Here is a 26,664-nt window from a genome sequence, read left to right on the forward strand (position 1 = left end):
CTTGCCTGCGCTGGGATGGGGGCGTTTTTCCTTATCCACGTCCCGCCTGCGGATGATCTGGTGGACCGAGCCGGGAATCGTGAACGCAGGCAGGCCCGGTGAGACGTCTACCTGGATCTCCATCGTCCCCGCGTCCACCCCGAACAGCGCCGTGCTCTGCACCCTTACCAGCACTCACCGACTCCCAGAACGTCACATGTGGCCCGCAGGCTAACAAGAGTGTCCCCCCCGACAGCGCCACATGAGCGGCTGTCCGGGGGGCGTCGGTGATCGATTACGCCTGTTCTTTGGCGGGAACGGCGACAGTGTCGGCGGTGACGGGTTGCGCGGTGACCGCTTCGGCCGTGACGGGTTGCGGGGCGGGCTGGGCGGTGACGGCGGGGGCCGGTGCGGGCTGGGGTGCGGCGGCGACGGCCTGGGCGGGGGCGTGGATGGTCTGCACGGGGGCGGGGCCGGGGGGCGTGTCGCGCACGCTGCCTTCGAAGTCGTCTTTCAGGCTCTGGGTGCTCCTGCGGAATTCGCGCAGGCCCGCGCCGAGGCTCTTGCCGAGTTCGGGGAGTTTGCGGGGGCCGAAGACGACCAGTGCGACGAGCAGAATCACCAGCAGTTCAGCGGGTCCGATGTTGGGCATGGGGTTCGTTCCTCCTGGGGGCCGCCCGGGGGAGGCGGCGTTCAACTGAGTCCAGTGTAGGCGCGCCGGTTAAAGCAAATGTCATGCCTGCCCCGCACCGGGGTGCCGGGGGTCAGGGGGTGGTCAGGTGGTGCGGGCGCGGTAGGCGCGCAGGGTGCCGTTCATGAACGCGACGTACAGGGTGCCGTCGGCGGCCAGGGGGGTGGCCTGCACGCCGGTGCTCTCCTGGTGGGTCCAGCGGACGGCGCCGCTGCGGACGTCCAGCGCGCACAGTTCCCCGTCCTCTGAGGCGAGGAAGACCAGTCCGGCGCTGATGACGGGGCTGGCGGTGACGCGGCCCTGCATGCGGTGCGTCCAGAGGTCCTCGCCGTCTTTCAGGCCCAGCGCGCGGACCTCGCCGCCCCACCCGGCGAGGATGGCGGTGCCGCCCGGCGCGCCGGACAGGGTGAGGGCGGGGGAGGCCCACACCTCGTCTTCCAGGTCGTACGTCCAGAGGATCGGGTCGGGGTCCACGCTGACCCGGCCGGTGGTCGCACGCAGGGTCAGGGCGTGCACCTCGCCTTCCCAGGTGGCGACGACCAGCGTGGCGGTGCCCGGCGCGGTGGGGATCAGGGCGGGCGTGCCGTGCATGGTGCCCACCTCGACCTTCCACAGGCCGTGGCCGCTGCGGGCGTCCAGGGCATGCAGCCAGCCGTTCTCGTCGCTGACCAGGGCCGCGCCCGCCCACACCAGGGGGCTGGCGGCGACGGGCCCGCCGGTGCGGTAGGCCCATTTCAGGTCGCCGCTGCGGGCGTCCAGGGCGTACAGGTGGCCGTCGCGGCTGCTGGCGAGCACCTGGTCGTGCCAGAGGGTCGGGGCGCCCGTGAGTTCCGCGCGGGCCTTGTGCTGCCACACCTGCGCGCCGCTCATGAGGTCCACGCGGCGCAGCGTGCCGTCCCACGCGCCGAACAGGACGTGTCCGCCGTGGAAGGTGGCGGGCGCGGTGACCTCGTCCCGCGCGGCGTACGTGGCGAACGGTCGGCCGGAGGCGTGCGTGAGGACCAGCTGCCCGCCGCGCGTGCCCACCGCGACCAGATCGCCGTCGCCCATGACGGCGGCGGGCCAGGTGACCTCGCCGGGCAGCGGCACGCTCCAGGCCTCGCGCAGGGTCGCCACCTGGGCGGGGCCGTCGGGGTGCTCGCCGCTGCGGGTGCGGCCGCCCCGGTACTGCCCGCGGGCGTGCGACGTCCAGATGTCGCGCCGCCCCAGCGCCCACAGGTGCGCCAGGGCCTCGCCGCTGGGGGGGCGGTCCTCGGGTTTCTTCGCGAGGAGGCTCAAGAGGACGCGCGCCACGGCGTCCGGCACGGCGGGGTTCAGGTCGCGCGGGTCTGGGGCGGCCTCGTACACGTGCTGGTACAGGACGCTCTGGTCGCTGTCGCCCACGAAGGGGGGGCTGCCGCACGCCACGCGGTACAGCACGGCGCCCAGCGCGTACAGGTCGCTCAGCGGGCCGACGCCCACGCCGCGCGCCTGCTCGGGCGCCATGTACGCGGGGGTGCCCAGGGTCACGCCGCTGCGGGTGAGGTGGCGGGTCTGCTCGGTCAGCGCCACCAGCCCGAAATCCATGATGCGGGGCATCCACGCGTCGTCCAGCAGGACGTTGCCGGGGGTCAGGTCGCGGTGCGTGATGCCGCGAGCGTGAATGAAGTGCAGGGCCCGCGACGCGGCGGCCGCCGCCGTCAGGAACCTCGCCAGGGGCAGCGGAGCGTCCTCCAGCGGGCCCAGCGCCGTGACCGGGCCGCCGGTCATCAGCGGCATGGTGAAGAAGGGCCGCCCGGCCTCCGGGTCGGTGCCCAGGTCCAGCACGGGAATCACGCCCGGGTGCGTCAGGCGGGCCAGGGTGCGGACCTCGCGCAGGAAGCGTTCGCGGTCACTGTCGGGCACGTGGGCGTGCTGGACCTTCACGGCGACCTCGCGGCCCAGCAGCTGATCGTGGGCGCGGAACACGCGGGCGCTGCCGCCCTCGCCCAGCAGGGCCAGCAGGTCGTAACGCGCGGCGAGTTGCGTTCCCGGTTCCAGCGGCATCCACCGCGGAGTGTAGCGCGGCCGCCCTCAGCTCGGGGCGCGGCGGGCGACTGGGCCGGGTCAGGGTGCAGCGGGCGACTGGGCCGGGTCAGGGTGCAGCGGGCGACTGGGCGGGTCAGGGTGCGGCGGGCGAGACGCGGTTGCGCCCGGCGTTCTTCGCGCGGTACAGGTGATCGTCCGCGACCCGCAGCGCCTGCGGCAACCGGTCCGGGCTGGTCACCGCGTACCCCACGCTGGCCGTCAGGCGCATGTCCGGCAGCAGGCCCGACCAGTCGTGGCCCTCCACCGCGCGGCGGCACGCCTCCGCCAGACCGTGCGCCCGCCCGCGCGTGCGGACCGGGGTGACCAGCACGAACTCCTCGCCGCCGTAGCGGCCCAGCAGGTCCCCGGCCCGCACCTGCGACGCCAGCAGGCTCCCCACGGCGCGCAGCACCTGATCACCCACCGCGTGCGAGTGCCGGTCGTTCACGTGCTTGAAGTGATCGACGTCCACGAACACCACCGCCAGCAGCGCCCAGTCGGCCGGGCGCGGACCGGCGTCCCCGGGGAACTGCAGCGCCTGCAGGCCCTCTTCCAGTCCGCGGCGGTTGAGCAGCCCGGTCAGCGGGTCCTGCCGGGCCTGCACCTCGGCCTGCCGCAGCCGGTCCTGCCAGGAACTCGCGTCCGCGCGGGCCTGCCGCAGTTCGCGGTCCAGCTGCAGGTGGCGGGCGGCGGCGCCGTTCACGCGGTCCATGGCGGTGTTCGCGGCGTGCAGCGCCTCGCGGGTCACGTCCAGCGCCTCGCGCAGGCGACCCTGCCGTTCGTGCAGCGCCCCGACGGCGCTCAGCAGCCGCTGGATGTCCAGGTGCCGGTGCTGACGCCGCGCGATGTCCAGCGCCGCCGCGTACTGCGCGAGCGCCGCGTCGAACTCCCCGCGCGACTGCAGCAGCTCCGCGAGGCACAGCTGCGGCTCGATGTACAGCTGCTGCTTCAGGACGGCGTTCAGTTGCGCCGCGCGCCGCGCGAGCCGTTCGGCGCCGCTCAGGTCCCCGTGCAGGCGCAGCAGCGTGGACTCGTGCGCGGCGCACAGCAGTTCGCTCGTCAGGCTGGGGGTCGCCTGCAGCGCGGCGCGGGCGGCGCGCAGCACCATCAGGCCCTGCTGCGCGGCCTGCCGCTGCGCGTCGTCCCGGCCCAGTTCCTGCGCCTGCCGGGCCAGCAGCGCGTACGCGTGCGCGCGGCCCTCGTGCAGGCACAGGATGAACTCCTCGGTCTGCGGTTCGTCCGGCAGGGCGTGGATCAGTTCCTCGAGCAGGTTCAGGTGGTGCAGGGCGTCCTTGGGGTCCCCGGCGCTGCACGCCAGCCACGCCATGTTCACCAGCGCGTTGCCCTGATCCCCGGCGTGCCGGGCGTGCCGCGCGAGGTCCACGGCGTCCTGCAGGTCCTGGCGGGCGCCCGTGACGTCCCCGCCGGTCAGGCGGGTCAGGGCGCGGGTATTCAGCACGGCCGACAGCAGGTCCGTCAGGCTGTGTTCCTCCAGCATGGCCTGCGCGCGCGCCACGGTGTCCAGCGCCCGCTCCTGCTGCCCCAGGCTGGCGGACACGAAACTCAGGCCCAGCAGGGCCTCCACGGCGGCGCGCGGGGACGCGGCGCGCAGCGCCTCGCTCAGGGCCGCCTCGCCAAGGGCCTGCGCGCCGCTCAGGGTGGTCTCGCGGGTGTGGCGCGCCACGGCCACGAGCGCCAGCGCGCGCGCCTCGCCGTCCGGCGCGGCCCGCAGGCGCGCGGTCAGGTCGGCGGGCGTGTCGGCGGGCAGCAGCACGTCCAGGTGGTCCCTCGTGGGGCAGGCAGGCATCTGGGGTGCATTCTCCCTGAAAGTGGGCGGGGAAGGCGGGGCTATCCCTCACCACACACTGGGGGAACTGGGGGGGTGGGCTGTGCCCCCGGCCCGGCCCGCCCGCGACCGGCCAGTGACGGTGCAGTGGCGGTGCGGCGGCGGTGCAGCGGCCCGCCCGCGACCGGCCGCCAAAAGGAGGACGCCCGCCCGGCAGCGGCGCGCCTATGCTGGGCGGCATGAGCGAAGCGGCGATCGACACGCGCGACCTGCGCAAGACGTACCGGGGCCGGGCGGTCGTGGACGGCCTGACCCTGACCGTCCCGCGCGGCGAGGTCTTCGGCTTCCTGGGCCCCAACGGCGCGGGCAAGAGCACCACCGTGAAGATGCTGCTGGGCCTCGTGCACCCCAGCGGCGGCGAGGTGCGCGTGCTCGGCGGGCACCCGAGCGACCCGGCCGTGCGCGCCCGGCTGGGCTTCCTGCCCGAACAGTTCCGCTTCCAGACCTGGATGACCGGCCACGAATTCCTGGACTTCCACGGGAGGCTGGCGGGCCTGAGCGCCGCCGAGCGCCGCACCCGCATTCCCGCGGTGCTGGACGAGGTCGGGCTGGGCGGGCGCGGCCACGAGACGCTCGGCGGGTACAGCAAGGGCATGCTGCAGCGCGCCGGGCTGGCCGGGGCGATCCTGGCCCGCCCGGAGCTCGTGTTCCTGGATGAACCCACCAGCGCCCTGGACCCCATCGGGCGGATCGAGGTGCGCGAGATCATCGAGCGGCTGCGCGCGCAGGGCACGGCCGTGTTCCTGAACTCCCACCTGCTCAGCGAGGTGGAACAGGTGTGCGACCGCGTGGCGTTCGTGAAGCGGGGCCGGGTCCTGACGCAGGGCAGCATGCGCGAACTGATGGGCGGCGTCCTGCCCGTGGACCTCCGCGTGGACACCCTGCCCGGCGGACTGCTCGACACCCTCGCGCGGCTGGGCGAGGTCCGCCGCACCGACACGAACACGCCGGGCCGCGCCGACGTGGAACTGTGGCTCACCCACGACGACCAGATTCCCGCCGTGGCGGACGCCGTGCACGCCGCCGGCGCGCGCCTGTACGCCCTGACGCCCCGCCGCCCCGACCTGGAAACCATGTTCCTCGACCTGATCGAGGACACCCCGGAAGCCGCCCGCAGCGGCGCGGAGGTTCCCCGTGCGTAACGTCCTGCTGATCGCGGAACTCTCGCTGCGCGAGGCGACCCGCAAACGCCTCGTGAGCGTCCTGCTGGTCCTCTCCGCGCTGTTCCTGGGGTTCTTCCTGTTCGGCGTGTACCGCCTGGAACTCACGCTCGACCAGCGCGCGGTCGACGCCGGACTGGACGGGCGCAGCCCCACGGGCGCCGCGAACCTGCCCGTCATGTTCAGCGCGCTGTTCGGCATGTACCTCGTGTACTTCCTGGGCTCCCTGATGGGCGTGCTGTCCACCGTCGGCGCGGTCAGCGGCGACATCGAGAACGGCGTCATGCAGAGCGTCATCGCCCGCCCGGTCAGCCGCGCGCAGCTCGTCGCGGGCCGCTGGCTGGGCTTCACGGCCGTGAACGTCGCGTACGTCGCGCTGCTCGCCGCCGGACTGCTCGGTGGCGTGCGCCTGATCACCGGCTACACCCCGCCCGAGGCGCTGCCCGCCGCGGCCCTGCTGCTGCTGGCCGTCACGGTCCTCACCTCACTGACGGTGCTGGGCAGCACGCTGTTCACCACGCTCGCCAACGGCATCGGCGTGTTCGTGCTGTACGGCGTGGGCTTCACCGGCGGGATCCTCAGCGCCATCGGCACGCTGGCCGACACGCCCACCCTGACCACCCTGGGCCGCGTCGCGAACGCCCTGATGCCCACCAACGCCCTGTGGCTGGGCGCCAGCTACCACCTCCAGCCGGAGATCATGCGGCAGGTCGGCGAGGTCAGCCGCGGCGCCAACCCCTTCACCAGCTCCGTGCCGGTCGACCCGCTGCTGGTCGTCTGGGCCGCCGCCCTGGCCGGGCTGGGACTGGCGGGCGCCATGTGGCGCTTCAGCCGCCGCGACCTGTAGTACCGACTCCGATTGAATGGCTTGCAAAGCCGTTCAATCCGAGCAGCGCGAGGAGGAGCAAAACGGGTTCCGGACGTGGAGTTGACAGATCGGTGGTGTTCCGATCTGTTCACGAAACAAACGGAACCCGTGTGACCAGTCGCAGCTGAGGCCGACCCGGATTGAACCCGGGGCGGCCTCACGCTGTTCCAGCCTCAGTCCAGGGTGATCAGCTGCCCGCCCAGTTCGAACCACACCCGGCCGTCCGGCGTGACGGTCAGCGCGCGGGCCGCGCCGCCCAGGGTCACCTGCGCCGCCGCGCCGTCCGCGACGCGCAGCAGCGTCCCGGCCGACGGATCGCTGACCCACACGCTGCCGTCCGGCGCGGCGGCCAGCGCGCCCGCCCGCGCGCCCGCCGGGAGGGGCAGGGCCACCTGGGCGCCGCTGCGCGGATCGAGCCGCCACGCGCCGCCCGCGCGGGTCTCTGTGAACAGCAGCGTGCCGTCCGGGGCGGGCGTGGGCGCGGCGGGGACACTCACGCCGGGCGTGCCGACCGGGTACGTGCGGACCGCGCCGCTGGCCGGGTCCACGCGCAGCACCGCCGGGCTGTCCCCGCGCCGCGTGAGGAGCAGCGCGCCGTCCGCGCCGACCGTCAGGGCGTCCGGGACGCTGCCCAGCGGCAGTTCGCCGCGCGTGCCGTCCGGCGCGGCGCTCAGCAGTCGCGCCTGCCCGTACACCACCGCCCACACGCGCCCGTCCGGCGTGACGCCCAGGCTGCTGAGGGTCTCGGTGGTGCCCGCCGGGACGCGGGTCAGGGTGCCGTCCGGCGCGCGGCGGATCAGTTCGCTGCCCGCGGCGGTCGCGCCGCGCACCGCCACCCACACGCTGCCGTCGGGCGCGACGGCGTGCCCGGTGATGGTGTCCAGCCCGCTCACGGGAAAGGGCAGGGCGGTGACCTCGGCCCCGGCGCTGCCCATCAGGGCGTGGCGGGCGTCCGCGCCTGCGTTCGCCACGGCGCGCAGCAGCACCCCGCCCTGCCAGGGGACCGCTCCGCCCGCCTGGTACGTGCCGCCCGTGATGGGCGCCGCGCTGGCGCGCAGCAGCGGCAGGGTCACGCTGGCGCGCGCCGCGCCGGCCTGCACGCTCAGCGTGACCGGCCCGCGCGCCGCGCCCGTGCCCGTCACGCCGATCAGCGTGTCGCCCCCGCTGGCGTTCAGGGTGACGCTGACCGGCGCGCCCTGCGTGTGAGCGGTGACGGTCAGGTCCGCCGGGCCGCGCCCGTTCACGCGCAGCGTGCCCGGCACGTTCAGCGCCCCCGTGACCGCCAGGGTCTCCAGGCGGACGGTCAGGCTGGCGGGCGCGGTGGTGGGCGGGGTGGTCGGGGCGCCCGCGGCGGGCGTGGCGGGTCCGGCCCCGCAGGAGGCCAGCAGCGCCGCCGTGAGGAGCGGCGCGGTCAGGAGTGCGGTGAGGGAACGCATGCGTGCATTGCAGCGCGCCGGGCCTCACCCGGCCCTTACCGCCCCGCCCGGTGAAGGCGTCTTCAGGTTCGCCGGGCCGCGCCTGGACACCGGTTCGGCCCCGACTGCCCCTGAACGGGGGAGGCGCCGGACACCGGGCGCGCGCCGTTCATGAACGCACCCCGCCCGGGTCGGGGCTCGCCACGGCCGCGCCGCGCGTGAGCCGCGCCGCACGCAGACGACGTCCCAGCGCGTGCAGGTCCTCCGGGCCGCCCGCCGGGAGCAGCGCGTCCAGGTGCGGCAGCGCCGCCGCGATCGCCCGCTGCACCGGGCGGTACCCGGGCGTGGCCGCCAGCGGCGAGAGCCACACCACGCCCGCCGAGCGGCGCCGCAGGTCCCGCAGCGCGCGGCCCACCAGCGCCGGGTCGCCGGTGTCCAGCCCGTCACTCAGGATCAGCACGACCGTGTCGCGGTTCACACGGCCCCGCTCGTCCCGCGCCAGGCGCAGCAGGTTCTCCCCGATGCGGGTGCCGCCGCCCCAGGCGTCCCCCAGGTCCGGCAGGGCCAGCGGCTGCCCCGGCGCCGCGCCCCGGATCAGCGGGGTCAGGCGGGTCAGGCCGGTGCTGAACGCGTAGACCTCCACCCGCCGCGAGCGCAGGTGCAGCGCCTGCGCGAACCGCAGCAGCAGCGCCCCATCCCGGCCCATCGAGCGGCTGCCGTCCAGCACGAGCAGGAAGCGCGGCGCGCGCCGGGGTCGGCCCAGCCAGCGCAGGTGCACGGCGTCCCCGGCGGTGCGCGCGGCGGCGTGCAGGGTGCGCCGGGCGTCCAGCTTCGAGCCGCGCGGCAGTGGCCGCAGGCGCCGGGCGCGGCCCAGTTCCAGCGCGCGGATCAGGCCCGTCGCGGCGCGCAGCAGCCCCCCCAGGTCCCCGGCGTCCACGCGCAGCGCCTCGCCCGGCGCGGCGTTCGGACTGACCCGCGCCTGCATGACCGGGGCGTCCTGCTCGTCGCCCTCGCTGTCCTGCCCGTCCTGCAGGGCCTCCCCGTCCGGGAGTTCGCCGCCCGGATCGCTCCCCGCCTGCGGGCTCGGCGCCTGCTCCGTCCGCGTCTCCGGGTCGCCCTGCTCCCGGTCCGGCTGGTCCGCTTGGTCCCCGTCCGGGTCGGGCTCAGCGGGGGCGGGCGTCTCGGGCAGCAGGGGCGGCAACTCGGGCTGCGGCTGCCCCCCGGCGCGGAAGAACGCGTTGAATTCCAGGTCGAACAGGCGGCCCTGCTCGGGCCCGGCGGTCAGCACCGCCCGCAGCGCCCCGCGCAGTTCGCGCCGCGACAGCAGGTCCACGAGTTCCAGGGCGCGCAGCGCGTCCCGGACCTCCCCGGGGCCGATCAGGAACCCGTGGCGGCGCCGCAGCCGCCCCGCGAAGGTCGTCACCTGCGCGGCCAGCGCGGCGGGCGTGCCCGCGACCTCGGACCTGGCGCTCTCAGCCACGCGCCTGCGCCTGCGCCGCCACCCCCTGCAACGTCGGCGCGGCCAGCAGCTGATCCTCCCGCAGCTTCAGCACCGCGCCCAGCGTCGCGTGCAGGGCCTCGGCGTCCAGGTGATCGGCGTGCAGGCTGACCAGCGCCGCGGCCCAGTCGAGCGTCTCGGCGACGCCCGGCGTCTTGCCCAGCGGCAGCGCCCGCAGCGCGTGCACGGCGTCCGTCACCTGCCGCGCCAGCGTCTCGTTGATGCCCGGCAGGCGCGACAGCACGATCTGCAGTTCCTGCGCGCGGCTGGGGTACTCCGTCCAGTGGTACAGGCAGCGGCGGCGCAGCGCGTCACTCAGTTCCCGCGAGCGGTTGCTCGTGAGGATCACGTGCGGGCGACTGACCGCCGGCAGGGTCCCCAGTTCCGGCACGGTGATCTGCCACTCGGCGAGCAGTTCCAGCAGGAACGCCTCGAAGGCGTCGTCCGCCCGGTCGATCTCGTCGATGAGCAGCACGGCCGACCTCGGCTCGCGGATCGCCTGCAGCAGCGGCCGGGGCATCAGGAACGTCTCGCCGTACAGGTCGTCGTCGCCCACCGCCTCGCCACGCAGTTCCGCCGCGCGCAGGTGCAGCAGCTGCCGCGCGTAGTTCCACTCGTACAGCGCCGACTGCGCGTCCAGACCCTCGTAGCACTGCAGCCGGATCAGGCGGGTGCCCAGCACGTCCGCCAGGGTCTTGGCCGCCTCGGTCTTCCCGACGCCCGCCGGACCCTCCAGCAGCAGCGGCTTGCCCAGCCCCACCACCAGCCGCAGCGCCGTCGCCAGCGCGTCCCCCGCCACGTACCCGCGCGCCTGGAACGCCGCCTGAAGGTCCTTCACCGCCGGGATCATGAGACCCACCCGGAACTCTGACAGCCGTTCTTACAAGTCATGATCTGCGCTCCTGGGGCGGAAAAACAGCCCGCCTCCGCTCATCTTAATGTCCGGGCCGCGCCCGCCACGTGACGCTCCGGTGAGAGGCGCGCGCCTACCCTGAACGGCATGACGCTGCCCCTGCTCCTGTGCACCCTGATCGCCCTGACCTCCGGCCTGCACTTCGGGCACCGCTTCGCGCAGGCGCACCGCGCCGGACGCAGCCTGCTGCCCGCCGTGACCGCGCACGGCGCCATCGCCACCGCGCTGATCGTCCTGACCGTCCTGCTCGACCCGACCGCCGCGGGCCTGCTGTGGCTGGCCGTGTCCGCCACCAGCCTGATCAGCCTCGCGCTGGGCGCACTGTGGCCCACGCCCGCCGCGCGCGCCGCTGCCCCGCTGGGCGACCACGACCTGCCCCAGGCCGCCTGAAACCGGGCCGCCTGAAACCGGGTCAACAGTCAGGACCGTCAGCGCAACCGGCAGGGACGCCGCCCCGTACTGGGGTTCAGGCGTCCCTGCCTGCCGTGCGTCCGGGCCGGACTTCACCGCACCTTTCGGCGGACGCGTCCGCGCCGCCCGGCCCGCTAAGCTGACCTCACCCGCCCCTGCCGGGGCACCGGAGTCCCCATGAGCGAGCGCCGAACCCTGACCACCCTGATCCGCCTGGGCCGCGCCCTGACCGACCCGGACGCCGACCCCGCCCGCGACGCCGCGCAGGTCGCCCGCCGCACCGTGCAGGCCCTGAGTGAACCCGTCCACGAGGCCCGCGCCGGACTGCGTGCCCGCGCCCGCGACCTGCGCGACCGCGCCTCGCAGCGCGCCGACGAACGCCTGGAACGCCTGATCACCGAACGCCGCGGCGAGCAGAACCCCGAGGTGCTCGCCCTGCTCGAGCAGCGCCGCGCGGCCCGCGAGGCCCGCACCCGCCAGGAGGACGCCCGGCGCACCCTGATGAGCAGCGCCCACACCCCGGCGCAGCGGCAGGTGCTGCGCGCCGTGCTGGACGTCACCCCCTGGGCCGGTGGCGTGCCCGGCGAACTGCGGTACACGCAGCTGCTCGACCGCCTGGCGCCCGGCGGGGACGCCGCAGGCGAGATGAGCGTCCACCGCGCCATCTGGACCCTCGCGGAGGCCGGGGTGCTGGCCGTCTCGCCGCACGGCGTGGTGAGCGCCGCGCCCACCCGCGCCCCGCAGGCGCTGCCCGGCCCGGCCGACCGCTGACGGCACGACCGGCGTCCCCGGGGCGACGTGCCCCGCGTGACGCCGGTCGCCGCTCACGCGCCCTACGCCAGCGTCCCGGCGGACGCGCCCACGTTCGCGCTCATGTTCTCGAAGGTCTTCGAGATCAGCTTCTGCGCCTGCGAGTCCAGCAGCCGCCCGCCCACCGTCGCCACCGGGCCGCGCATGGTCGCGTCCCCCGTCCAGTCCAGGGTGGTCGTGCCGTCCCCGTTGTCCACGACGTTCGCGCCCGCCGTCAGGTCCACGACGCTGCCCAGCCCGCCGCCCTGCACCTTCACGTTCACGCGGTTCGCGGCCGCGTCGGGCAGCACCTCGATCTTGAACTTGAACTTCCCGCGCACCATGCCCACGCCCACCTGCACGGTGGCGTCCATGTGCGTCTGGTCGTGCACGACGACCTCCTGCACGTCCGGCAGGCAGCGCGCCACCCGCTCGGGATCCTGAACGAACGCCCACACGGCGGCGGGCGGCGCCTGCACCTTCTCCTGACCTGAGTAACTGAGTTTCATGACCTGACCTCCTGACAGAGCGCCGCCCACGCGGCGGCCCCTGAACTGATGGAATGACGCTGCCCAGTGTAAGCCGCGCCCGGTTGCAGAAAGATTGGCCTACCATGCAGACCATGCCCACCCCACCCCACGCGCCGGTCGTCGGCGTGCTGCTCGCCGCCGGGCGCAGCACCCGCATGGGCCGCCCCAAACAGCTCGCGCCGCTGGCAGGGCAGCCGCTGGTCCGGCACGCCGCGCAGGCCCTCGCGGACGGCGGGCACGACGCGCTGCTGTGCGTCATCCCGCCCGGCACGGTCGGGGACGGCATCCGCGCGGCCCTGACGGGACTGCCGTTCACGTTCGTGGTGAACCCCGACCCCACGCGCGGCCTGGGCAGTTCCTTCCGCGCCGCCGTCGCCGCGCTGCCGGGCGGCCTGGACGGCGGGCTGGCCGCCGTGAACTTCGCGCTGGCGGACATGCCGCTGCTGGGCGGCGCGCAGCACGCCGCGCTGATCGCCGCGTTCCGCGAGAGCGGCGCGCCGGTCGTCCTCGCCCGTTACGCCGACCCCGGCGCGGAACCGGTCCGGGCGCCCCCACACCTGTTCCGCGCGGACCTTCTGCGCGCCGTGCAGGACACCCCGGACGCCGACCACGGCCCCCGCGACCTGATCCGCGCGCACGCCGCGCAGGCCGTCACCCTGACCTTCCCCGCGCGGCTCCTGCTGGACGTGGACACCCCGGACGCCCTGGCGCAGGCCGAGGCACTGCTCGCCGCGCAGACGCTCAGAACGCCTGAATGAACGCCTTCCAGCCCGCGAACGACCGCAGCGTCGTCCCGCTCTTCACGCGGATCTGCGCGACCTTGTCCATGGTCGGCTGGGGCCGCCCGCTCAGCTTAAAGGCCCGGCGGATCATCGCCGCGAACTCCGCCTCGTTCCCCGCCGACAGCACCCATTCCCCGGCGGCCTGCAGGATGTCCGCGTAGTTCGCGCCGGTCTTCACGATCTGCGCCTGCCAGTACGCCGTGTCCCCACCCGACGGTGCCCGGCCCAGGCTGTCCAGGTACGCCCGCTCGATCAGCGCCGCGCGCACCCCGCCCACCTGCGCGTCCTGCAGATACGTCCGCGTGAACGCCACCAGACTGGCGTACGTGCTCTCCGGCTGCTGGCTGAGTTTCGTCAGCAGCTTGAAGAACGGATTGTTCGGACTGAGCCGCACCCCCATGGACGTCTGCGTGACGCGCGTGACCACCTCCGCCAGCTGCGCCGCGCTGCCGTGCAGTTGCCCCAGCAGCGCCGCCCGCAACTGCCCCTGCTGCGCGCCGCTCAGCCCGTCGTCCCGGAACCCCCGCTTCGCCCAGTCACTCCGCTCCTGAAGGGTCGAGCCTCGCCCGAACACCTCGCGGTACACCCCGTCCACCTGCCCGTTCGTCGCCAGCGTCCCCTCGGCCTCCAGACCACAGACGATCAGGAAACAGTCGGCGTACGCGGGCGCGGCAGTCAGCGGGGCGAGCAGCGCCACGGTCAGCAGCGCGCGGCGGACACAGGAAGTCGTCATGCCCGGCAGCGTAGGCGGGCAGGCGTTGCGGAGGCGTTGCAGGGGCGTTCATACGGACTCCGATTGAATGGCTTATAAAGCCGTGTCAGTCCAGCGGCAGCGTCATGACCCACTGCGGCCCGATGCGGCCCTCGCGGGTGGCGGTCACCTGAAAGCCCGCCTTCTCGTACACGCGCCGCGCGCCGGGATTGCGCTGGTTCACGACCAGGATCACCCGCCGCGCCTGCGGGTACAGCGCCCGCACGAGTCCCGGCAGGGCCCGCATGGCGGCCGTGCCCACGCCGCGCCCCTGCTGCGCCGCGTCCACGCTCAGGGACGACAGGGCCACCGCGTCCGGGTCGGGGGCCGTCAGGTACCGGTCGCGGGACGCCCCGACCGCCAGCACGAAGGCCCCGGCGACCTCGCCCCCGCGCAGCACCGTGATCAGCTGCCGTTGCGGGTCGCCCGGCACGCTGTCCAGCAGCTCGGCCGGGTGGGTGGTGAAGTCGGCCTGCGCGGCGGGAAGCGTCAGGGCGCGCAGGGCAGCGGCGTGACCCGGCTGGAAGGACTGGAGGGTGACCGGCATGCCCGAGTCTGTCACGCCCGGGGACGCCCCGCTGTCGGTTGCTGAGAATGCTTCTCAATAACTCCTGAATTCCTTACACTCCGCCCGGAATTGCGGGGTAGAATGCGGTCCATGTGGGTGTCGACCAAAGCTCAGTACGGCCTGCGCGCCCTGATCGAGATCGCGCGTGGCGACGGCAGCGCCGTGCCCCTCAAGGACGTCGCCGAACGCCAGGGCATCAGCCAGCACTACCTGGAGCAGATCGCCAGCAACCTGCGCCGCGCCGGGTTCATCAAGAGCATCCGCGGCGCGCACGGCGGCTACCGCCTCGCGCGGGCCGCGCGGGACATCAGCGCGTATGACGTGGTGACCGCCATGGAGGGCAGCATCGCCCCCGTGTCCTGCGTCGAGGACGACCACGTGTGCGACAGTCAGAACGTGTGCGGCACCCAGAGCCTCTGGTACCGCGTGGACGCCGCGCTGCGCGACGTGCTGGGCGGCACCACCCTCGCGGACCTGATCGAGGACAGCAACCGCCAGCAGCACGCCCGCCTCGTGCAGATCGACCCCAGCTACCCGCATCTGGGGTGATGGTGAACAGTTGATGGTTGATGGAACCGCGCGTCCGTCAACCATCGACTTTTGCCCATCCTCTATCCTGAAGGCCGTGTACCGTTCGCTGATCAAGCCGCTGCTGTTCCGCCTGGACGCGGAGGACGCCCACCACCTCACGATCGGCCTGATGGACGCCGCGTCCCGCGTGCCCGCCTGGCCCGCCCTGGCGCGGCGCGTGACGGCGCCCGCGTCCCCCATGCTGGAGCAGACCCTGTGGGGGCAACGGTTCGCGTCCCCGGTGGGTCTCGCGGCGGGCCTGGACAAGAACGGCGTGGCCGTCCCGGCGTTCACCGCGCTGGGCTTCGGCTTCCTGGAGGTCGGGACCGTCACGCCCCTGCCGCAGCCCGGCAACGACCGCCCGCGCCTGTTCCGCCTGCCGCAGGACGGCGCGCTGATCAACCGCATGGGGTTCAACAACGCCGGGATGACCGACCTGCACGCCCGCCTGGGCGCGCTGGGCGCGCGGCCCGCGCCGGTGTGGGTGAACATCGGGAAGAACAAGGTCACCGCGAACGAGGACGCCGCGCAGGACTACCGCCGCTGCGTTGCCGCGCTGCAGGACGTCGCCGACGCCTTCGTGGTGAACGTCAGCAGTCCCAACACGCCCGGCCTGCGCGCGTTGCAGGGCGCGGACGACCTGGGCGCCCTGGTGCGCGAGGTGATGCAGGAAGTCGAGGCGCAGCGCGTGCGGACCCTGAAGGCCCCGCCGGTCCTCGTGAAGCTCGCCCCGGACCTGCACCCCGCCGACTTCGAGGCCAGCGTGGACGCCGCCGTCACTGCGGGCGCGTCGGGCCTGATCATCAGCAACACCACCCTCTCCCGCGACGGCCTGACCCACGCCAACCAGGAGGAAACGGGCGGCCTGAGCGGTCGTCCCCTCACGCGCCGCGCCACCGAACTGGTGCGCGCCGCGTACCGGCAGACCGGCGGGCGCGTCCCCATCGTCGGCGTGGGCGGCATCTTCACCGCGCAGGACGCGTACAACCGCATCCGCGCCGGGGCCACCCTGACCGAGGTGTACTCCGCCCTGATCTTCGAAGGGCCCGGCCTCGTCCGCGACCTGAACACCGGCCTCGCCCGCCTGCTCGCCCGCGACGGCTTCACGCACGTCCGCGAGGCCGTCGGCACCGCGGGCTGAACGCTCGAACGGCAAGGGGGCGGAGGAGTGAATCCTCTGCCCCCTGCACTTGGTGTGGGTCAGTGGCCGCTGGTGGCTTTCAGGCCGATGATGGACACGATCATCAGGACCATGAACGCGATGCGGGCGGGCGTGACGCTCTCGTGGAACAGCACGATGCCCAGGATGGCCGCGCCGACCGCGCCGATGCCGACCCACACGCCGTACGCGGTGCCGATCGGGAGGGTCCTGGCGGCGAGGCCCAGCAGGCCCATGCTGGCGACCATGCTCAGCAGGGTCAGGGCGGTGGGGACGGGACGGGTGAAGCCTTCGGTGTACTTCAGGCCGATGGCCCAGCCGACTTCGAGCAGTCCGGCGATGATGAGCAGAGTCCATGCCATACGGGACACCTCCAGTGTCTCGCCGTCTTGTCGTGACCGGGTACGGCGGTGCTCTCGTCCGGAGTGCGGCCCACGGGTGGTCAGGGTGCTGCCGGGCGCTGTTCCCGGAGGAACCTGACCCGAGCGGAGCGAGTAACCCAGACCTGCAGCGGCGTGGCGTGCAGTGGGTGGGGTGATGTGGCCCCCAGGCACGGAACGGAACGCCGCTGCCCCGTGTGGGGCGACTGAGACCCAGTGTAGCGGAGCGGTGTAAGCACCCGCTGAGCACAGGCGTGGAGGCCGGGCGATCACCCGGCCTCCGTCCTCCAGGACCCGTCTACACGCCCAGATAGGCGCTGCGGACGCGGTCGTCGGTCATCAGGGCCTGCTGGGTGCCTTCCAGTGTCAGGCGCCCGCCTTCGAGGACGTAGCCGCGGTGGGCGATGCTCAGCGCCGCGAAGGCGTTCTGTTCGGCCAGCAGGACGGTCACGCCGGTCTCGTTGACGCGCTGCACGGCGCTGAACACCTGCTCGACGACCAGCGGCGCGAGGCCCAGGCTGGGTTCGTCCAGCAGCAGCAGTTGCGGGCGCGCCATGAGCGCGCGGGCGATGGCGACCATCTGCTGCTGCCCGCCCGAGAGGCTCCCGGCGGGCGCGTGCCGTTTCTCGACCAGAGCGGGGAAGAGGTCGTACGCGCGGTCCAGTTCGCGGGCGGTTCCGGCCGGGTCGCGGCGGTGCACGAACGCGCCGAGGCGCAGGTTCTTCTCGACGCTCAGTTCCGGGAACAGCAGGCGACCCTCGGGGCACTGCGCGACCCCGCTGGCGACGTTCTGCTCCGGGCGGCCGGTGGTGAGGCTCGTGCCGTTCCAGGTGGCGCTGCCGCCCGCGGGGCGGTGCAGGCCGCTCAGGGTGCGGAAGAGGGTGCTCTTGCCCGCGCCGTTCGCGCCGAGCAGCACGACGATCTCGCCGCGCTGCACGCTGAGGTTCAGGGCGTGCAGCGCCGTGAAGGCGCCGTAGCGGACGGTCAGGTCGCGGATCTCAAGCATGTGCGGCCTCCCCGCCCTGCGCGCCCTGGCCCATCTGCCCGCCGTGCGCGTGCGAGCCCAGGTACGCCTCGATCACGGTCGGGTCGCGGCTGACCTGGGCCGGGGTGCCCTGCGCGATCAGCTGCCCGTGGTGCAGCACCAGGATGTGATCCGCGAGGCCCATCACGAGGCTCATCTTGTGCTCGACCAGCGCGACGGTCAGGCCGCCCGCGACCAGGTCGCGGATCAGGGCCATGAGGTTCACGGTCTCCTCGGGGTTCATCCCGGCGGCTGGTTCGTCCAGCAGCAGCAGTTTCGGTTCGCTGGCGAGCGCCATGGCGATCCCCACGCGCTTCTGGCCCTCCTGCGTCAGGGCCCCGGCGGGCAGGTGCGCCTGCCGGACCAGCCCCACGCGTTCCAGGGCGCGCAGCGCGCCGTCGCGGCTCCCCTGCGCGTCGCGCCGTTCGCGGGGCGTGCGCAGCAGCGCGTCGAGCAGCCCGGCGCGCGTGCGGACGCGGTGGCCGATCATGGCGTTCTCCAGGACGCTCAGTTCCCGGTAGATGGTGGTCGTCTGGAAGGTGCGGGCCACGCCGCGCGCGACGACCTCGTGGGTGGGGCGGCGGGTCAGGTCCTCGCCCTGGAAACGGACAGCGCCCGTGGTGGGGCGGTAGAAGCCGCTGATCAGGTTGAAGAACGTGCTCTTGCCCGCCCCGTTCGGCCCGATGATCGCGGTGATCTGCCCGGCGGGGATGCTGGCGGTCACGTCCCGCACGGCGTGCAGCCCGCCGAAGCGGATGCCCAGGTTCTCGACGTCAAGCACCGCTGACCTCCTTGGTCTTCGCCGCGCGGGCCGGGCGATTGGCGCGCAGTCGCGTCCACAGGCCCGCCAGGCCGTGCGGGGCGTACATCACGAGCAGCACCAGCAGCGGCCCGAACACGATGTACTGGTAGTCCTGCAGCCCCTTGAGCGTCTGGGTGAGGCTGTAGATCAATGCCGTGCCCAGCAGCGGTCCCGCCAGCGTCCCCAGGCCCCCGACGAGCAGGTACAGCAGCACCGTGAAGGTCGTGGTCGGCCCGGTCACCGCCGAACCCAGGAAGCCCACGTACGTGGCGTACAGCCCGCCCGCCAGTCCGGCCAGCGCCGTCGAGAGCATCATGGCGCGCAGCTTGTGGGTGTACACGTTCACGCCCGCGCTGCGCGCGAGGTCCTCGCCACCGCGGATGGCGAGCAGGGACAGCCCGAAACTGCTCGCGCGGGCGCGCGCCACGATCAGCACCGTCAGCGCCAGCGTCAGCAGGGCCAGCAGGTAGAAGCCCCCGGACAGTTTCAGGCCGATGGCGCGCGAGGCCTCCTCCAGCCCGGCGGGGGCGGGGATGCCGTTCAGGCCGTCGTTCCCGCCGGTCAGGTCGTCCCACTTGTTGATGACCAGCGTGATGATCACGCCCACGCCCAGCGTGAAGATCGAGAAGGCGTCCCCGCGCGTGCGGAACGCCACCAGCCCCAGCAGCAGCCCCGCCAGCGCGGCCAGCAGGGTCCCGGCGGGCCACGCCAGCCAGAAACTCCACCCGGCCTTCAGGGTCAGGATGCCGGTCGTGTACGCCCCGATTCCGAAGAAGCCCGCGTGCGCCAGCGGCAGCAGTCCCGTGTACCCCAGCATGACGTTCAGGCCGTACGCGAGGACCGCCCACAGCATGATGTTCACGCCGACGTCCAGCAGGTACCCGCTGGGATGCAGGAACGGCACGGCGGCCGCCAGCACGAACAGCGCGGGCCACACGAACCGGCTCACGTGCCCTTCCTGAACAGCCCCTGCGGGCGCAGCGCGAGCACGAGCACCAGCATCGCGAAGCCGATCACGTCCGCGAAGTCGAGGCTGATGTAGAACCCTCCGAACACCTCCGTGAACGCCAGCAGGAACGCGCCCACGATCGCGCCCGGCACGCTGCCCATGCCGCCCAGGATGATGATCGCGAACACCTTCAGGTTCATGACCTCACCCATGCCCGGCGTCACCGCGTTGATCGGTGCGATCAGGCTCGCGGCGGTCGCGGCGAGCGCCCCGCTGATCGCGAAGGTCAGCATCCCCACCCGGTTGGTGTTGATGCCCACCAGCCGCGCGCCCTCGCGGTTCTGGCTCATGGCCTCGATGGTCGCGCCGGTCAGGGTGCGTTTCAGGAAGTAGTTCAGGCCCAGCATCACCAGCACGCTCGCCGCGATGATCAGCAGCCGCTGCCACGTCAGCGTCACGCCGCCCAGGTTCACGATGCCGGGCAGCGGCTCGGCGATCTGCTTGAAATCCGGCCCGAACACCCGCGGGTGCGAGATCAGCGCCTCCAGGAAGAACAGCACCCCGATCGCCGCGATCATCGGGTGCACGTGCGGGGCGTTCCGCAGCGGATGGAAGATCACGCGTTCCATCAGCGCGGCGAGCAGCGCCACGCCCAGCGCCGACAGCAGCAGCGCGGGCAGGAACCCCACCTTCAGACCCGTCAGCGCCGCGTACGTCAGGTACGCGCCCAGCATGTACAGCCCGCCGTGCGCGAAGTTCGGGACGCGCATCACGCCGTACACCAGCGTCAGCCCCAGCGCCACCAGGGCGTACACGCCCCCCAGCGCCAGCGCGTTGAACAGTTGTTGCAGCACCGTCGACAAAACCCGTTCCTCCCCGGTTGACCGCTTGAAATGGCCGTGTGATACGGATTCCGTCTGTTTCGTTGACAACCCGGAACATCACCGGGTTGTCAACTCCACGCCCGGAACCCGTTTTGCTCCCACTCGCATCCGCTCGGGTTGAAAGTTTTTGCAAACCTTTCAACCGGAGCCCTTATGAAACGGCGCGCCGGGCACACGTTCGCCCGGCGCGCACAGTGATCGGTTCTTGAAGGTCCGCCCGGCGCTTACTTGAACGTCTTGATCAGGCGCAGGCGGGTGTACTGCCCGCCCTTGACGCTGGCCACCACGAATTCCGCGTCCACGTGGCCCTTCTCGGTCACGCCGAACAGCTTGTACACCGTCTTGCTCTGCGGCAGCGCCTTCGAGGCGGCGTTCAGCTGCGCGCGGATCGCCTGGGGGTCGTCGGTCGTCCCGGCGAGTTCCATGGCCTTGGCGATGATGTTCATGCCCATGTAGTTCAGCGCGGCCTCGCTGGTGGGCACCTTCTTGTACAGGCGCTGGTACAGCGTCACGAACACCTGTGTGCCCGGGAACTCCTTGGTGGGCAGCACGCCCACGCTGCCGTCCAGGTAGTTGCGCGGGATGACCTGGTCCATCTGCTCGAACTTCGCCTGGTCCATCACGATGAACCCGCCCTTGAAGCCCTGCTCGCGCGCGGCCTTCACGACCAGCGCGGTGGGCTGGCTGGGCCCGCCGATGAACAGCACGTCGGGTTTCTCCGCCAGGGCCTTCGTGACGGCGCTGGAGTAGTCCACGGTGGTGTTGTAGTCCACGCCGTTGTTCGACAGGACCGTGCCGCCCTGCTTCTTCCACTCGTCGCTGATCGCGTCCGTCCACTGCTTGCCGTACGCGCTGGTCGTGCCGATCAGGCCCAGGCGCTTGCCGAAGGCCTTCATCTGCGTGGCGGCGAAGGGCTGCAGGTAGTTATCGTAGCGGGGCGGGAGCATGAACGTCAGCGGGTTGCGGGACTCGAGGATCTTCGGTTCGCTGGAGTACGCCACGAGCAGGAATTCCGGGTCGCGGGTGGTCAGGGGCTGCACGGTCAGGATGCCCCCGGCGTGCGGCACGAAGATCACGTCGATGCCCTGGCTGGTTAGGCGTTTGACGTTCGTGGCGGTCTCGTTCGGCAGATAGCGGTCGTCCAGCGCGACCAGCTTGAACGTGACCTTCTCGCCCTTGACGGTCACGCCCGAGCGGTTCAGTTCGGCGATGGCCATGTCGATGCCGCTCTGGACGTCCTTGCCGTAGAACGCCGCGCCGCCGGACAGGGGGCCGGAGTACCCGATGCTCACGACCTTGTCGGCCAGCGCGGAGCTGCCCGCCAGGGCGAGCAGGGTGGGGAAGAGGAACCGTTTCTTCATACGACCTCCCGCTCATTCAGCGCGCCCGGGCCCGGTGCCCTGAGATTCGCTGAACACAGTTCAAGTTGTGCGTGCCGTTCATGCTGGCATGCGCCCCGAGGGGTGTCAATCGGCTTTGGCACACATCGGCCCCGCAGTTCCCCCGGCAGGTGCCAACTGCACGGCCCGCCAGCCCTGCGAAATGAAAGGCGACCGCTAGCAGAACACGCGGCCCTGAAAGGTCGCCGGGCGCGGACCACGCCTGCGGACGGGCGACAACGAAGAAACCCCCTCCGAAGAGGGGGTTCTGATCTGGCTCGGCAGGTTGGGGTCGAACCAACGACCGTCCGATTAACAGTCGGATGCTCTGCCACTGAGCTACTGCCGAATATTGCTGTGGCGGCCGTTTCCGGCGCGAGAGGGATAGTAGCACGCCCCCCCATGCCGCGCAAGTCCTGCCGGGGGCGGCCGAGGGGACAGTCAGTCGCTGGCGATGGGCACACCGCTGGCCGGTTGCGTGCGTGGCGGCGTCAGGGGACGCGCGTACCAACTCATGACCGGGCGGGCGTCCATCGTGAAGGTGTAGCCCAGCCGCTCCCAGAAGCGCGCCCCGCGCGGATTCTCGCCCAGTACGCTGGCCAGGATGCGCGTGGTGCCGCCCGGCACGCGGTCCTCGAGGTGCCGCACGACCTGCTCGCCCAGGCCCTGCGACTGGCGGTCCTCGCGGATCAGCAGCAGGTTGATGGTCAGGTCCCCGGGTTCCGGGTAGTCGTGCTTGCAGTCCAGGCTGCCGAACAGTTCGCCGTGGTCGTCGTACAGCAGTTCGAGGCTGCGCCTGGGGTCCAGCAGCGCGATCTCGACGTCCCGTTCGACGTCCTTCTGGGAGGGGAGGCGGGTGCCCAGCAGGGCGAAGTAACCGGGCGCGGCCCGGTACAGCTGGTGAAGCAGCGGCGCGTGATGCAGCGCCAGCGGCGTGACGTTCAAAGTAGAGGCCTCCCCCGTCCGGCGAAGGTGGGCGAGAAGGATGCAGACGCAGGAAACCGGACTGACCCGAGCATACCCGAACCCCGCCCCGCACGCCATGAATCCCGCCGCCGGGTGGACTTCAGGCGCGCTTCACCCGCCGGGGAGGGGGGGTGCGCTACCCTGCCGGGATGAACGGCCCCGGCTTCTACCAGTCCCGCCTGCAGCGCCCCGGCGCGGTGCTCGCCCCCATGGCGGGGTACAGCGACGCGCCCATGCGGCAGCTGGCCGCCGAGCAGGGCGCCCTGTGGACCGTCAGCGAGATGATCAGCGCGCGCGGCCTGATGGGCGGCGGGGACACCGAGAAACTGAACCTCGGCCGCCCCTACCCCGGCGAGCAGGGCCGCGTGGTGCAGCTGTTCGGCGCCGAACCGGACGTCCTGGCGGGCGCGGTGGACCGCGTAGGGACGTGGTTCAGCCCGGCGGCGATCGACCTGAACATGGGCTGCCCCGTCCCCAAGATCCGCGGGAAGGGCGGCGCGTGCCTCCTGCAGACACCCGAGACGGCGTACGATCTCGTGCGGGCCATGCGCTCGGCAACCACCCTGGACGTCAGCGCGAAGATCCGCCTGGGCTGGGACCACGACCGCAGCGTGGAGGTCGCGCAGGGCCTGGAGGCCGCCGGGGCCGCCCTGATCACCGTGCACGGCCGCACCAGCGCCCAGCGGTACACCGGGCAGGCCGACTGGGACGCGATCGCGCGCGTGGCCGCCGCCGTGAAGGTCCCCGTGGTGGGCAGTGGGGACATCACCACGCCCGAACTGGCCCGCGAACGCCGGCGCATGGGCGTGGCCGCCGTGATGATCGGGCGCGGCGCGGTCGGGAACCCCTGGATCTTCCGCGCCCTGGCGACCGGCGAGGACGCCTGGCCCGGCGCCTGGCAGCGCGCCCGGACCGCCCTGCGGCACGCCGAACTGCAGGAACGCTTCTACGACGACGACACGGGCCGCCTGACGCTGCGCCCGCTGCGCAAGGTCCTCCCGCAGTACCTGCCGGACTTCCCGGAGCTCCGCCAGGACCTCACGCAGGTGCTTACTGCGGCCGATGTCCGCCGGGTCCTGGCCCCCCTGCTGGGTGAGGACGGTCCCGACGTCACCCCGGCCCGCCCGGCGGAGTATGCTGTGAGTCATTCATGAACGTCCGCGAGTACTACGCCTACCTGACCGCCGCGCGAGAGCAGCTCTGGAACTACCTGCGCGCCCTGCCGCAGGCCGACCTGGACCGCAACCTGATCGAGGACGCTGACCGCTTCCACTCGATCAAGGACCTGCTGCTGCACGTCACGGACGTCGAAGACCACTGGGTGCACGGCATCGTCCTCGGGGACGGCGTGCAGGGCCTGTACCCGCACGACTGGGTGCGGCCCCAGGCGCAGCAGTACGACCTCGCGTGGATCCTCGACTACAGCCGCGAGGTCACCCGCCGCACCTGCGCGTTCCTGGACAGCGAACCTGACCTGAACCGCAGCGTGAAACTCGTGCAGGATGACCCCGCCAGCGACACCGTCACCCTGGACCAGCTGATGTGGAACGTCATGACCCACGAGGTGCGCCACACCGCGCAGATCGCCCTGATGATCCGCCAGCTGGGCCACACGCCCCCCTGGCTGGACTACATGCGCTTCGTGCGCCCCCAGAGCACCCCCGCGCAGGCCGGTGCGCCCGACCTCGAGGATCTGGACGACACCGGACTCGACGACGCCGCCGAGCTGTAAAACCCACCCGTCCGGAGGCCGCCACCTTGCGGGTGCGCGGCCTCCGCTCGTCCTACCGGAAGTCGGTCACGCGCACGAGTGGGCCGTTCAGGCCGTCCAGCCGCGCCGGGAGGCTCGCCGGGTCCACGGGCTGGCCGGTCGCGGCGTCCACCGTCTCGAAGGTCGCGCGGCCCTGCGTGGGCCACACGGTCAGCAGCGTCACCGTGCTGCGCGCCGTGCCCGGATGCCCCACGTAGTCCCGCCCGCCGATGCCCCCGGCGGACAGGACGTTCAGGCGGCCCAGCCGCGCCGGGTAGAACGCCGCGTGGTGACCGTGCACGTAGGCCAGCACGCCCCCGGCCTCCATGACCTGCCGCAGCGCGCCCGCCTCGCGCAGGACCTCGCCGGAGCGGTTCTTCTCGGCGCTCACCCCGGCCAGCGGCAGGTGCCCCACGACCAGCCGCGCGCCCGCCGCCCGCGCGACCGGTGAGGCCAGCTGCGCGGCCAGCCACGCCCGCTGCCCTGCGGAGACGTCCGGCCCACTCGCGTCCAGCGACGCGATGAACACCGCGCCGCCACCCAGCGTGACACTGAACCGGAACGGGAACGCCGCGCGGTCCACGAACGCCAGCGGGGGCACGTGCGCGGCCCAGTACGTGGCGGCCTCGCGCCGGTCACGGGGACTGCGGGGGCTGGCGTCGTGGTTGCCCAGCGTGAACGCGAACGGAATGCCCGCGCGGCTCAGGGGCGCACGCACGTCCCGGTCGAAGGCCGCCCACATGGCCCGCACCTGCGCGTCCCCCAGACTGGCCTTCTGCGCGCCGATCAGGTCGCCGGGCGAGAGCACCGCGTCGGGCCGCCACTCGTTCACGATGCGCGCCACGCTGCGGGCCAGCGGCGCGGGGTATGTCGTGCTGCCGTACGGGCCGTTGAAGTCCCCCAGGATCGCCAGCCGCACCGGCTGGGCAGGCGGCGGCAGGGGAGCTGCCGAGAGCAGCAGCGGCAGCAGGAGCACGAGACGGCGCATCCGGGGCAGTTCATCACGGCTTCTTGAGCGAATCATCAGCCGCCCCACGCACCGCCGCGCCACGCTGGAGCATGACCCCGGACGACACGCTGCCCGTAAACCCCACCCTGGCCCCCCACACGCCGCCCACCGCGCCGGACACCCACGCCGGGCCGGGCCCCATGCCGGACACCCTCCCGGACGCCCCGCCCGTTCCCACGCCCAGCACGGACGGCCTGAACGCGCAGGAGATCGCGACGCTGATCGGCGGCGGGGACGCCAGCCGCGCCGAGGCGAACGAGGCGCTGGCCGGCGCCGAGCACCTGGACGACCCCAGCGAGAGCTGACACGGCTGCCGTCCGTTTCGGTGACCATCCGGCACACCACCGGACGGCCAGCTCCACGCCCGGAATCGGGTGCCCTCCCACTCGCGTCCGCCCGGATGGAACGGTTTTTCCAGACCAGTCCACCGGAGTCCGGATGAGCCGTAGGCTGGGCCTATGCAGTCCATCGCCGACCTGCGCGCCCTGTGCGCCGCGCTGCCGCACTCGCGCGAGACGTTCCCGTTTGGCGCCACGACCCTGGTGTTCAAGGTCGGTCCCGCCGGGGCGGGGAAGATGTACGCCCTGACCGACGTGCAGGCCGACCCCGTGACCGTGTCCGTGAAGGTGCGGCCCGAACGGGGCGACGAGCTGCGCGCCGCGCACGACGCGATCACGCCCGGGTACCACCTGAACAAACGGCACTGGGTGACCGTGACGCTGGACGGCCGCGTGCCGCCGGAGTTGATCCGTGAGCTGATCGTGGGCAGTCACGCGCTCGTCGTGGGAGGCCTGACCCGCGCGCAGCGTAGAGACCTGGGCCTGTGAGGGGGCAGGATCGCCACGACACCACTCCGCCTTCCGTCCGGCGGCGGGACCGGGCGGCGCGGCGCCTGGGCCTGACCGGGCTGTGGCTGGCGGGGCTGCTCACGCTGGGCGCGTGGCTGGGCGTCTGGGCGACGCTCGCCCCGGCGCGGGCGACGCTGCGGGACGCGCAGGCGACCCTGACGCGGCTGGACGGGGAGCTGGCGAGCGTGCAGGGGACCCTCGCGCCGCTGGACGTCCTGGCCCGCCCTGAGGCGCTGGAGGCCGCCCGTACCCTGGAACGCCTCAGCGAGGTCGCCCGGACCGTGCCGCTGCTGACCACGCTGTTCCCGGATGGCACCCTGACCCGCAGCGCCGACGCCGCCCACGACTGGCGCAGGGCGCTGGAGGACCGCGGCGCGTGGCCCGCCCTGGCCGACGCCCGCGCGCAGGTGCAGGGGTGGCAGGCGCAGCTGCGCGCCCTGTCCACGCGCCTGACCCTGCTGGCAGTGGGCGGCGCGGCCCTGCTGACCCTGCTGTGCGCGTGGTTCGCCGCCGGGCAGCTGGCCCTGATCCGCCTGAGTCGCCCGGACTGACCGCGGGGTTCCGGGCCGTGTCGTCGGTCCCGCTGGAGGTCCACGCCCACGTCGGTCGTCATGCCGGGGTGCGGGGTGGGCCGGGCAGCTGGTCGGCGTACCCATGAAAGGTGAAAACCCGCCGATCAATTACGCCCTTTACATAA

At 72.9% G+C, this 26,664-nt stretch carries 29 protein-coding genes, 1 tRNA gene and 1 riboswitch; of the genes, 12 read left to right on the forward strand and 18 right to left on the reverse strand.

What is annotated here, in order from left to right; genetic code table 11:
• Positions 1-274 precede the first annotated feature (274 nt).
• The 3 genes from tatA to DEIGR_RS02520 form a co-directional block, all read right to left on the reverse strand.
• Positions 275-631, reverse strand: coding sequence for a twin-arginine translocase TatA/TatE family subunit (gene tatA / locus DEIGR_RS02510; protein ID WP_058974997.1), 357 nt, complete (start codon positions 629-631; stop codon positions 275-277).
• Positions 632-754: 123 nt separating this feature from the next.
• On the reverse strand, positions 755-2,695 hold the full coding sequence (locus tag DEIGR_RS02515; protein WP_058974999.1) for a serine/threonine-protein kinase: 1,941 nt from the start codon (positions 2,693-2,695) through the stop codon (positions 755-757).
• A 115-nt stretch (positions 2,696-2,810) separates the two neighbouring features.
• Positions 2,811-4,523, reverse strand: a complete 1,713-nt coding sequence (locus DEIGR_RS02520; RefSeq protein WP_058975000.1) for a GGDEF domain-containing protein — start codon at positions 4,521-4,523, stop codon at positions 2,811-2,813.
• A gap of 218 nt (positions 4,524-4,741) precedes the next feature.
• Here DEIGR_RS02520 and DEIGR_RS02525 point away from each other — a divergent pair, with 218 nt between their 5' ends.
• Positions 4,742-5,704 carry an ABC transporter ATP-binding protein gene (locus DEIGR_RS02525; protein ID WP_083523904.1) on the forward strand — a complete coding sequence of 321 codons (963 nt, stop codon included), beginning with the start codon at positions 4,742-4,744 and terminating at the stop codon, positions 5,702-5,704.
• Complete coding sequence (locus tag DEIGR_RS02530) at positions 5,697-6,569, forward strand: ABC transporter permease (protein ID WP_058975005.1); 873 nt, start codon at positions 5,697-5,699, stop codon at positions 6,567-6,569. Before DEIGR_RS02525 ends, DEIGR_RS02530 begins: the two co-directional genes overlap by 8 nt.
• A gap of 194 nt (positions 6,570-6,763) precedes the next feature.
• On the opposite strand, the gene DEIGR_RS02535 is transcribed toward DEIGR_RS02530, so the two are convergent.
• The 3 genes from DEIGR_RS02535 to DEIGR_RS02545 form a co-directional block, all read right to left on the reverse strand.
• Positions 6,764-8,026, reverse strand: a complete 1,263-nt coding sequence (locus tag DEIGR_RS02535; protein ID WP_058975007.1) for a Vgb family protein — start codon at positions 8,024-8,026, stop codon at positions 6,764-6,766.
• Between the two features lie 148 nt (positions 8,027-8,174).
• A complete protein-coding gene (locus tag DEIGR_RS02540; RefSeq protein WP_236704636.1) occupies positions 8,175-9,485 on the reverse strand; it encodes a vWA domain-containing protein in 1,311 nt (436 codons plus the stop codon).
• Complete coding sequence (locus DEIGR_RS02545; protein WP_229782255.1) at positions 9,478-10,341, reverse strand: AAA family ATPase; 864 nt, start codon at positions 10,339-10,341, stop codon at positions 9,478-9,480. Before DEIGR_RS02545 ends, DEIGR_RS02540 begins: the two co-directional genes overlap by 8 nt.
• 162 nt (positions 10,342-10,503) lie before the next feature.
• On the opposite strand from DEIGR_RS02545, the gene DEIGR_RS02550 reads away from it, so the two are divergent.
• Entirely contained in the window at positions 10,504-10,806 is a 303-nt protein-coding gene (locus DEIGR_RS02550; RefSeq protein ID WP_058975011.1) for a hypothetical protein, read from the forward strand.
• A 198-nt stretch (positions 10,807-11,004) separates the two neighbouring features.
• Positions 11,005-11,598 carry a hypothetical protein gene (locus tag DEIGR_RS02555; RefSeq protein WP_058975013.1) on the forward strand — a complete coding sequence of 198 codons (594 nt, stop codon included), beginning with the start codon at positions 11,005-11,007 and terminating at the stop codon, positions 11,596-11,598.
• 62 nt (positions 11,599-11,660) lie between these two features.
• On the opposite strand, the gene DEIGR_RS02560 is transcribed toward DEIGR_RS02555, so the two are convergent.
• Entirely contained in the window at positions 11,661-12,125 is a 465-nt protein-coding gene (locus tag DEIGR_RS02560; RefSeq protein ID WP_058975015.1) for an SRPBCC family protein, read from the reverse strand.
• A 113-nt stretch (positions 12,126-12,238) separates the two neighbouring features.
• Here DEIGR_RS02560 and DEIGR_RS02565 point away from each other — a divergent pair, with 113 nt between their 5' ends.
• Positions 12,239-12,904: a nucleotidyltransferase family protein gene (locus DEIGR_RS02565; protein WP_058975017.1), complete on the forward strand. Its 666-nt coding sequence runs from the start codon at positions 12,239-12,241 to the stop codon at positions 12,902-12,904.
• On the opposite strand, the gene DEIGR_RS02570 is transcribed toward DEIGR_RS02565, so the two are convergent.
• Together DEIGR_RS02570 and DEIGR_RS02575 are read right to left on the reverse strand one after the other, a co-directional pair.
• Positions 12,888-13,661, reverse strand: a complete 774-nt coding sequence (locus tag DEIGR_RS02570) for a hypothetical protein (protein WP_058975019.1) — start codon at positions 13,659-13,661, stop codon at positions 12,888-12,890. The genes DEIGR_RS02565 and DEIGR_RS02570 overlap by 17 nt on opposite strands.
• Positions 13,662-13,746: 85 nt before the next feature.
• Positions 13,747-14,226, reverse strand: coding sequence for a GNAT family N-acetyltransferase (locus DEIGR_RS02575; protein WP_058975021.1), 480 nt, complete (start codon positions 14,224-14,226; stop codon positions 13,747-13,749).
• A gap of 111 nt (positions 14,227-14,337) precedes the next feature.
• Between DEIGR_RS02575 and DEIGR_RS02580 the strand changes: the two genes are divergently transcribed.
• Both DEIGR_RS02580 and DEIGR_RS02585 read left to right on the forward strand, forming a co-directional pair.
• Positions 14,338-14,796 carry an RrF2 family transcriptional regulator gene (locus tag DEIGR_RS02580; protein ID WP_058975023.1) on the forward strand — a complete coding sequence of 153 codons (459 nt, stop codon included), beginning with the start codon at positions 14,338-14,340 and terminating at the stop codon, positions 14,794-14,796.
• Between the two features lie 76 nt (positions 14,797-14,872).
• Complete coding sequence (locus tag DEIGR_RS02585) at positions 14,873-15,958, forward strand: quinone-dependent dihydroorotate dehydrogenase (RefSeq protein ID WP_058975025.1); 1,086 nt, start codon at positions 14,873-14,875, stop codon at positions 15,956-15,958.
• A gap of 59 nt (positions 15,959-16,017) precedes the next feature.
• Here DEIGR_RS02585 and sugE read toward each other — a convergent pair whose 3' ends face one another.
• The 8 genes from sugE to DEIGR_RS02625 form a co-directional block, all read right to left on the reverse strand.
• Entirely contained in the window at positions 16,018-16,338 is a 321-nt protein-coding gene (gene sugE / locus DEIGR_RS02590; RefSeq protein ID WP_058975027.1) for a quaternary ammonium compound efflux SMR transporter SugE, read from the reverse strand.
• Between the two features lie 17 nt (positions 16,339-16,355).
• A riboswitch (guanidine-III (ykkC-III) riboswitch) is annotated at positions 16,356-16,417 on the reverse strand.
• A 237-nt stretch (positions 16,418-16,654) separates the two neighbouring features.
• Positions 16,655-17,362 (reverse strand): ABC transporter ATP-binding protein, encoded by a 708-nt coding sequence (locus tag DEIGR_RS02595; protein WP_058975028.1) that lies wholly within the window; start codon positions 17,360-17,362, stop codon positions 16,655-16,657.
• Positions 17,355-18,161 carry an ABC transporter ATP-binding protein gene (locus DEIGR_RS02600; protein ID WP_058975030.1) on the reverse strand — a complete coding sequence of 269 codons (807 nt, stop codon included), beginning with the start codon at positions 18,159-18,161 and terminating at the stop codon, positions 17,355-17,357. Before DEIGR_RS02600 ends, DEIGR_RS02595 begins: the two co-directional genes overlap by 8 nt.
• Complete coding sequence (locus DEIGR_RS02605) at positions 18,154-19,131, reverse strand: branched-chain amino acid ABC transporter permease (protein WP_058975032.1); 978 nt, start codon at positions 19,129-19,131, stop codon at positions 18,154-18,156. The genes DEIGR_RS02600 and DEIGR_RS02605 overlap by 8 nt, the downstream gene beginning before the upstream one ends.
• The gene (locus DEIGR_RS02610; protein ID WP_058975034.1) at positions 19,128-19,994 is read right to left on the reverse strand and encodes a branched-chain amino acid ABC transporter permease; all 867 of its coding nucleotides are present in this window, start codon (positions 19,992-19,994) and stop codon (positions 19,128-19,130) included. Before DEIGR_RS02610 ends, DEIGR_RS02605 begins: the two co-directional genes overlap by 4 nt.
• 245 nt (positions 19,995-20,239) lie before the next feature.
• Positions 20,240-21,376, reverse strand: a complete 1,137-nt coding sequence (locus DEIGR_RS02615) for an ABC transporter substrate-binding protein (RefSeq protein ID WP_058975036.1) — start codon at positions 21,374-21,376, stop codon at positions 20,240-20,242.
• Positions 21,377-21,668: 292 nt separating this feature from the next.
• Positions 21,669-21,743: transfer RNA gene (locus tag DEIGR_RS02620), tRNA-Asn, on the reverse strand.
• A 92-nt stretch (positions 21,744-21,835) separates the two neighbouring features.
• Positions 21,836-22,339 carry a GNAT family N-acetyltransferase gene (locus tag DEIGR_RS02625; protein WP_058975039.1) on the reverse strand — a complete coding sequence of 168 codons (504 nt, stop codon included), beginning with the start codon at positions 22,337-22,339 and terminating at the stop codon, positions 21,836-21,838.
• A 170-nt stretch (positions 22,340-22,509) separates the two neighbouring features.
• On the opposite strand from DEIGR_RS02625, the gene DEIGR_RS02630 reads away from it, so the two are divergent.
• Positions 22,510-23,514, forward strand: coding sequence for a tRNA dihydrouridine synthase (locus DEIGR_RS02630; RefSeq protein WP_058975041.1), 1,005 nt, complete (start codon positions 22,510-22,512; stop codon positions 23,512-23,514).
• Positions 23,511-24,092: a DinB family protein gene (locus DEIGR_RS02635; protein WP_058975043.1), complete on the forward strand. Its 582-nt coding sequence runs from the start codon at positions 23,511-23,513 to the stop codon at positions 24,090-24,092. The genes DEIGR_RS02630 and DEIGR_RS02635 overlap by 4 nt, the downstream gene beginning before the upstream one ends.
• Positions 24,093-24,144: 52 nt before the next feature.
• Here DEIGR_RS02635 and DEIGR_RS02640 read toward each other — a convergent pair whose 3' ends face one another.
• Complete coding sequence (locus DEIGR_RS02640; protein WP_058975045.1) at positions 24,145-25,098, reverse strand: metallophosphoesterase family protein; 954 nt, start codon at positions 25,096-25,098, stop codon at positions 24,145-24,147.
• A 71-nt stretch (positions 25,099-25,169) separates the two neighbouring features.
• Here DEIGR_RS02640 and DEIGR_RS02645 point away from each other — a divergent pair, with 71 nt between their 5' ends.
• The 3 genes from DEIGR_RS02645 (at position 25,170) to DEIGR_RS02655 (ending at position 26,518) form a co-directional block, all read left to right on the forward strand.
• Positions 25,170-25,424: a hypothetical protein gene (locus DEIGR_RS02645; protein WP_058975047.1), complete on the forward strand. Its 255-nt coding sequence runs from the start codon at positions 25,170-25,172 to the stop codon at positions 25,422-25,424.
• A gap of 153 nt (positions 25,425-25,577) precedes the next feature.
• Positions 25,578-25,946 carry an MmcQ/YjbR family DNA-binding protein gene (locus DEIGR_RS02650; RefSeq protein ID WP_058975049.1) on the forward strand — a complete coding sequence of 123 codons (369 nt, stop codon included), beginning with the start codon at positions 25,578-25,580 and terminating at the stop codon, positions 25,944-25,946.
• Entirely contained in the window at positions 25,943-26,518 is a 576-nt protein-coding gene (locus DEIGR_RS02655; protein ID WP_058975051.1) for a hypothetical protein, read from the forward strand. The genes DEIGR_RS02650 and DEIGR_RS02655 overlap by 4 nt, the downstream gene beginning before the upstream one ends.
• The last annotated feature ends 146 nt before the right edge of the window (positions 26,519-26,664 follow it).

It is taken from the genome of Deinococcus grandis, from assembly GCF_001485435.1.
Classification (GTDB): Bacteria; Deinococcota; Deinococci; order Deinococcales; family Deinococcaceae; genus Deinococcus; species Deinococcus grandis.

Coding starts and splice junctions, on each gene's coding strand:
- DEIGR_RS02565 (WP_058975017.1), top strand. CDS start 12,239: ATGCCCACCCCACCCCACGCGCCGGTCGTCGGCGTGCTGCTCGCCGCC.
- DEIGR_RS02615 (WP_058975036.1), bottom strand. CDS start 21,376: ATGAAGAAACGGTTCCTCTTCCCCACCCTGCTCGCCCTGGCGGGCAGC.
- DEIGR_RS02645 (WP_058975047.1), top strand. CDS start 25,170: ATGACCCCGGACGACACGCTGCCCGTAAACCCCACCCTGGCCCCCCAC.
- DEIGR_RS02570 (WP_058975019.1), bottom strand. CDS start 13,661: ATGACGACTTCCTGTGTCCGCCGCGCGCTGCTGACCGTGGCGCTGCTC.
- DEIGR_RS02535 (WP_058975007.1), bottom strand. CDS start 8,026: ATGCGTTCCCTCACCGCACTCCTGACCGCGCCGCTCCTCACGGCGGCG.
- DEIGR_RS02635 (WP_058975043.1), top strand. CDS start 23,511: ATGAACGTCCGCGAGTACTACGCCTACCTGACCGCCGCGCGAGAGCAG.
- DEIGR_RS02575 (WP_058975021.1), bottom strand. CDS start 14,226: ATGCCGGTCACCCTCCAGTCCTTCCAGCCGGGTCACGCCGCTGCCCTG.
- DEIGR_RS02560 (WP_058975015.1), bottom strand. CDS start 12,125: ATGAAACTCAGTTACTCAGGTCAGGAGAAGGTGCAGGCGCCGCCCGCC.
- DEIGR_RS02595 (WP_058975028.1), bottom strand. CDS start 17,362: ATGCTTGAGATCCGCGACCTGACCGTCCGCTACGGCGCCTTCACGGCG.
- DEIGR_RS02525 (WP_083523904.1), top strand. CDS start 4,742: ATGAGCGAAGCGGCGATCGACACGCGCGACCTGCGCAAGACGTACCGG.
- DEIGR_RS02555 (WP_058975013.1), top strand. CDS start 11,005: ATGAGCGAGCGCCGAACCCTGACCACCCTGATCCGCCTGGGCCGCGCC.
- DEIGR_RS02640 (WP_058975045.1), bottom strand. CDS start 25,098: ATGCGCCGTCTCGTGCTCCTGCTGCCGCTGCTGCTCTCGGCAGCTCCC.
- DEIGR_RS02515 (WP_058974999.1), bottom strand. CDS start 2,695: ATGCCGCTGGAACCGGGAACGCAACTCGCCGCGCGTTACGACCTGCTG.
- DEIGR_RS02630 (WP_058975041.1), top strand. CDS start 22,510: ATGAACGGCCCCGGCTTCTACCAGTCCCGCCTGCAGCGCCCCGGCGCG.
- DEIGR_RS02580 (WP_058975023.1), top strand. CDS start 14,338: ATGTGGGTGTCGACCAAAGCTCAGTACGGCCTGCGCGCCCTGATCGAG.
- DEIGR_RS02650 (WP_058975049.1), top strand. CDS start 25,578: ATGCAGTCCATCGCCGACCTGCGCGCCCTGTGCGCCGCGCTGCCGCAC.
- DEIGR_RS02550 (WP_058975011.1), top strand. CDS start 10,504: ATGACGCTGCCCCTGCTCCTGTGCACCCTGATCGCCCTGACCTCCGGC.
- tatA (WP_058974997.1), bottom strand. CDS start 631: ATGCCCAACATCGGACCCGCTGAACTGCTGGTGATTCTGCTCGTCGCA.
- DEIGR_RS02520 (WP_058975000.1), bottom strand. CDS start 4,523: ATGCCTGCCTGCCCCACGAGGGACCACCTGGACGTGCTGCTGCCCGCC.
- sugE (WP_058975027.1), bottom strand. CDS start 16,338: ATGGCATGGACTCTGCTCATCATCGCCGGACTGCTCGAAGTCGGCTGG.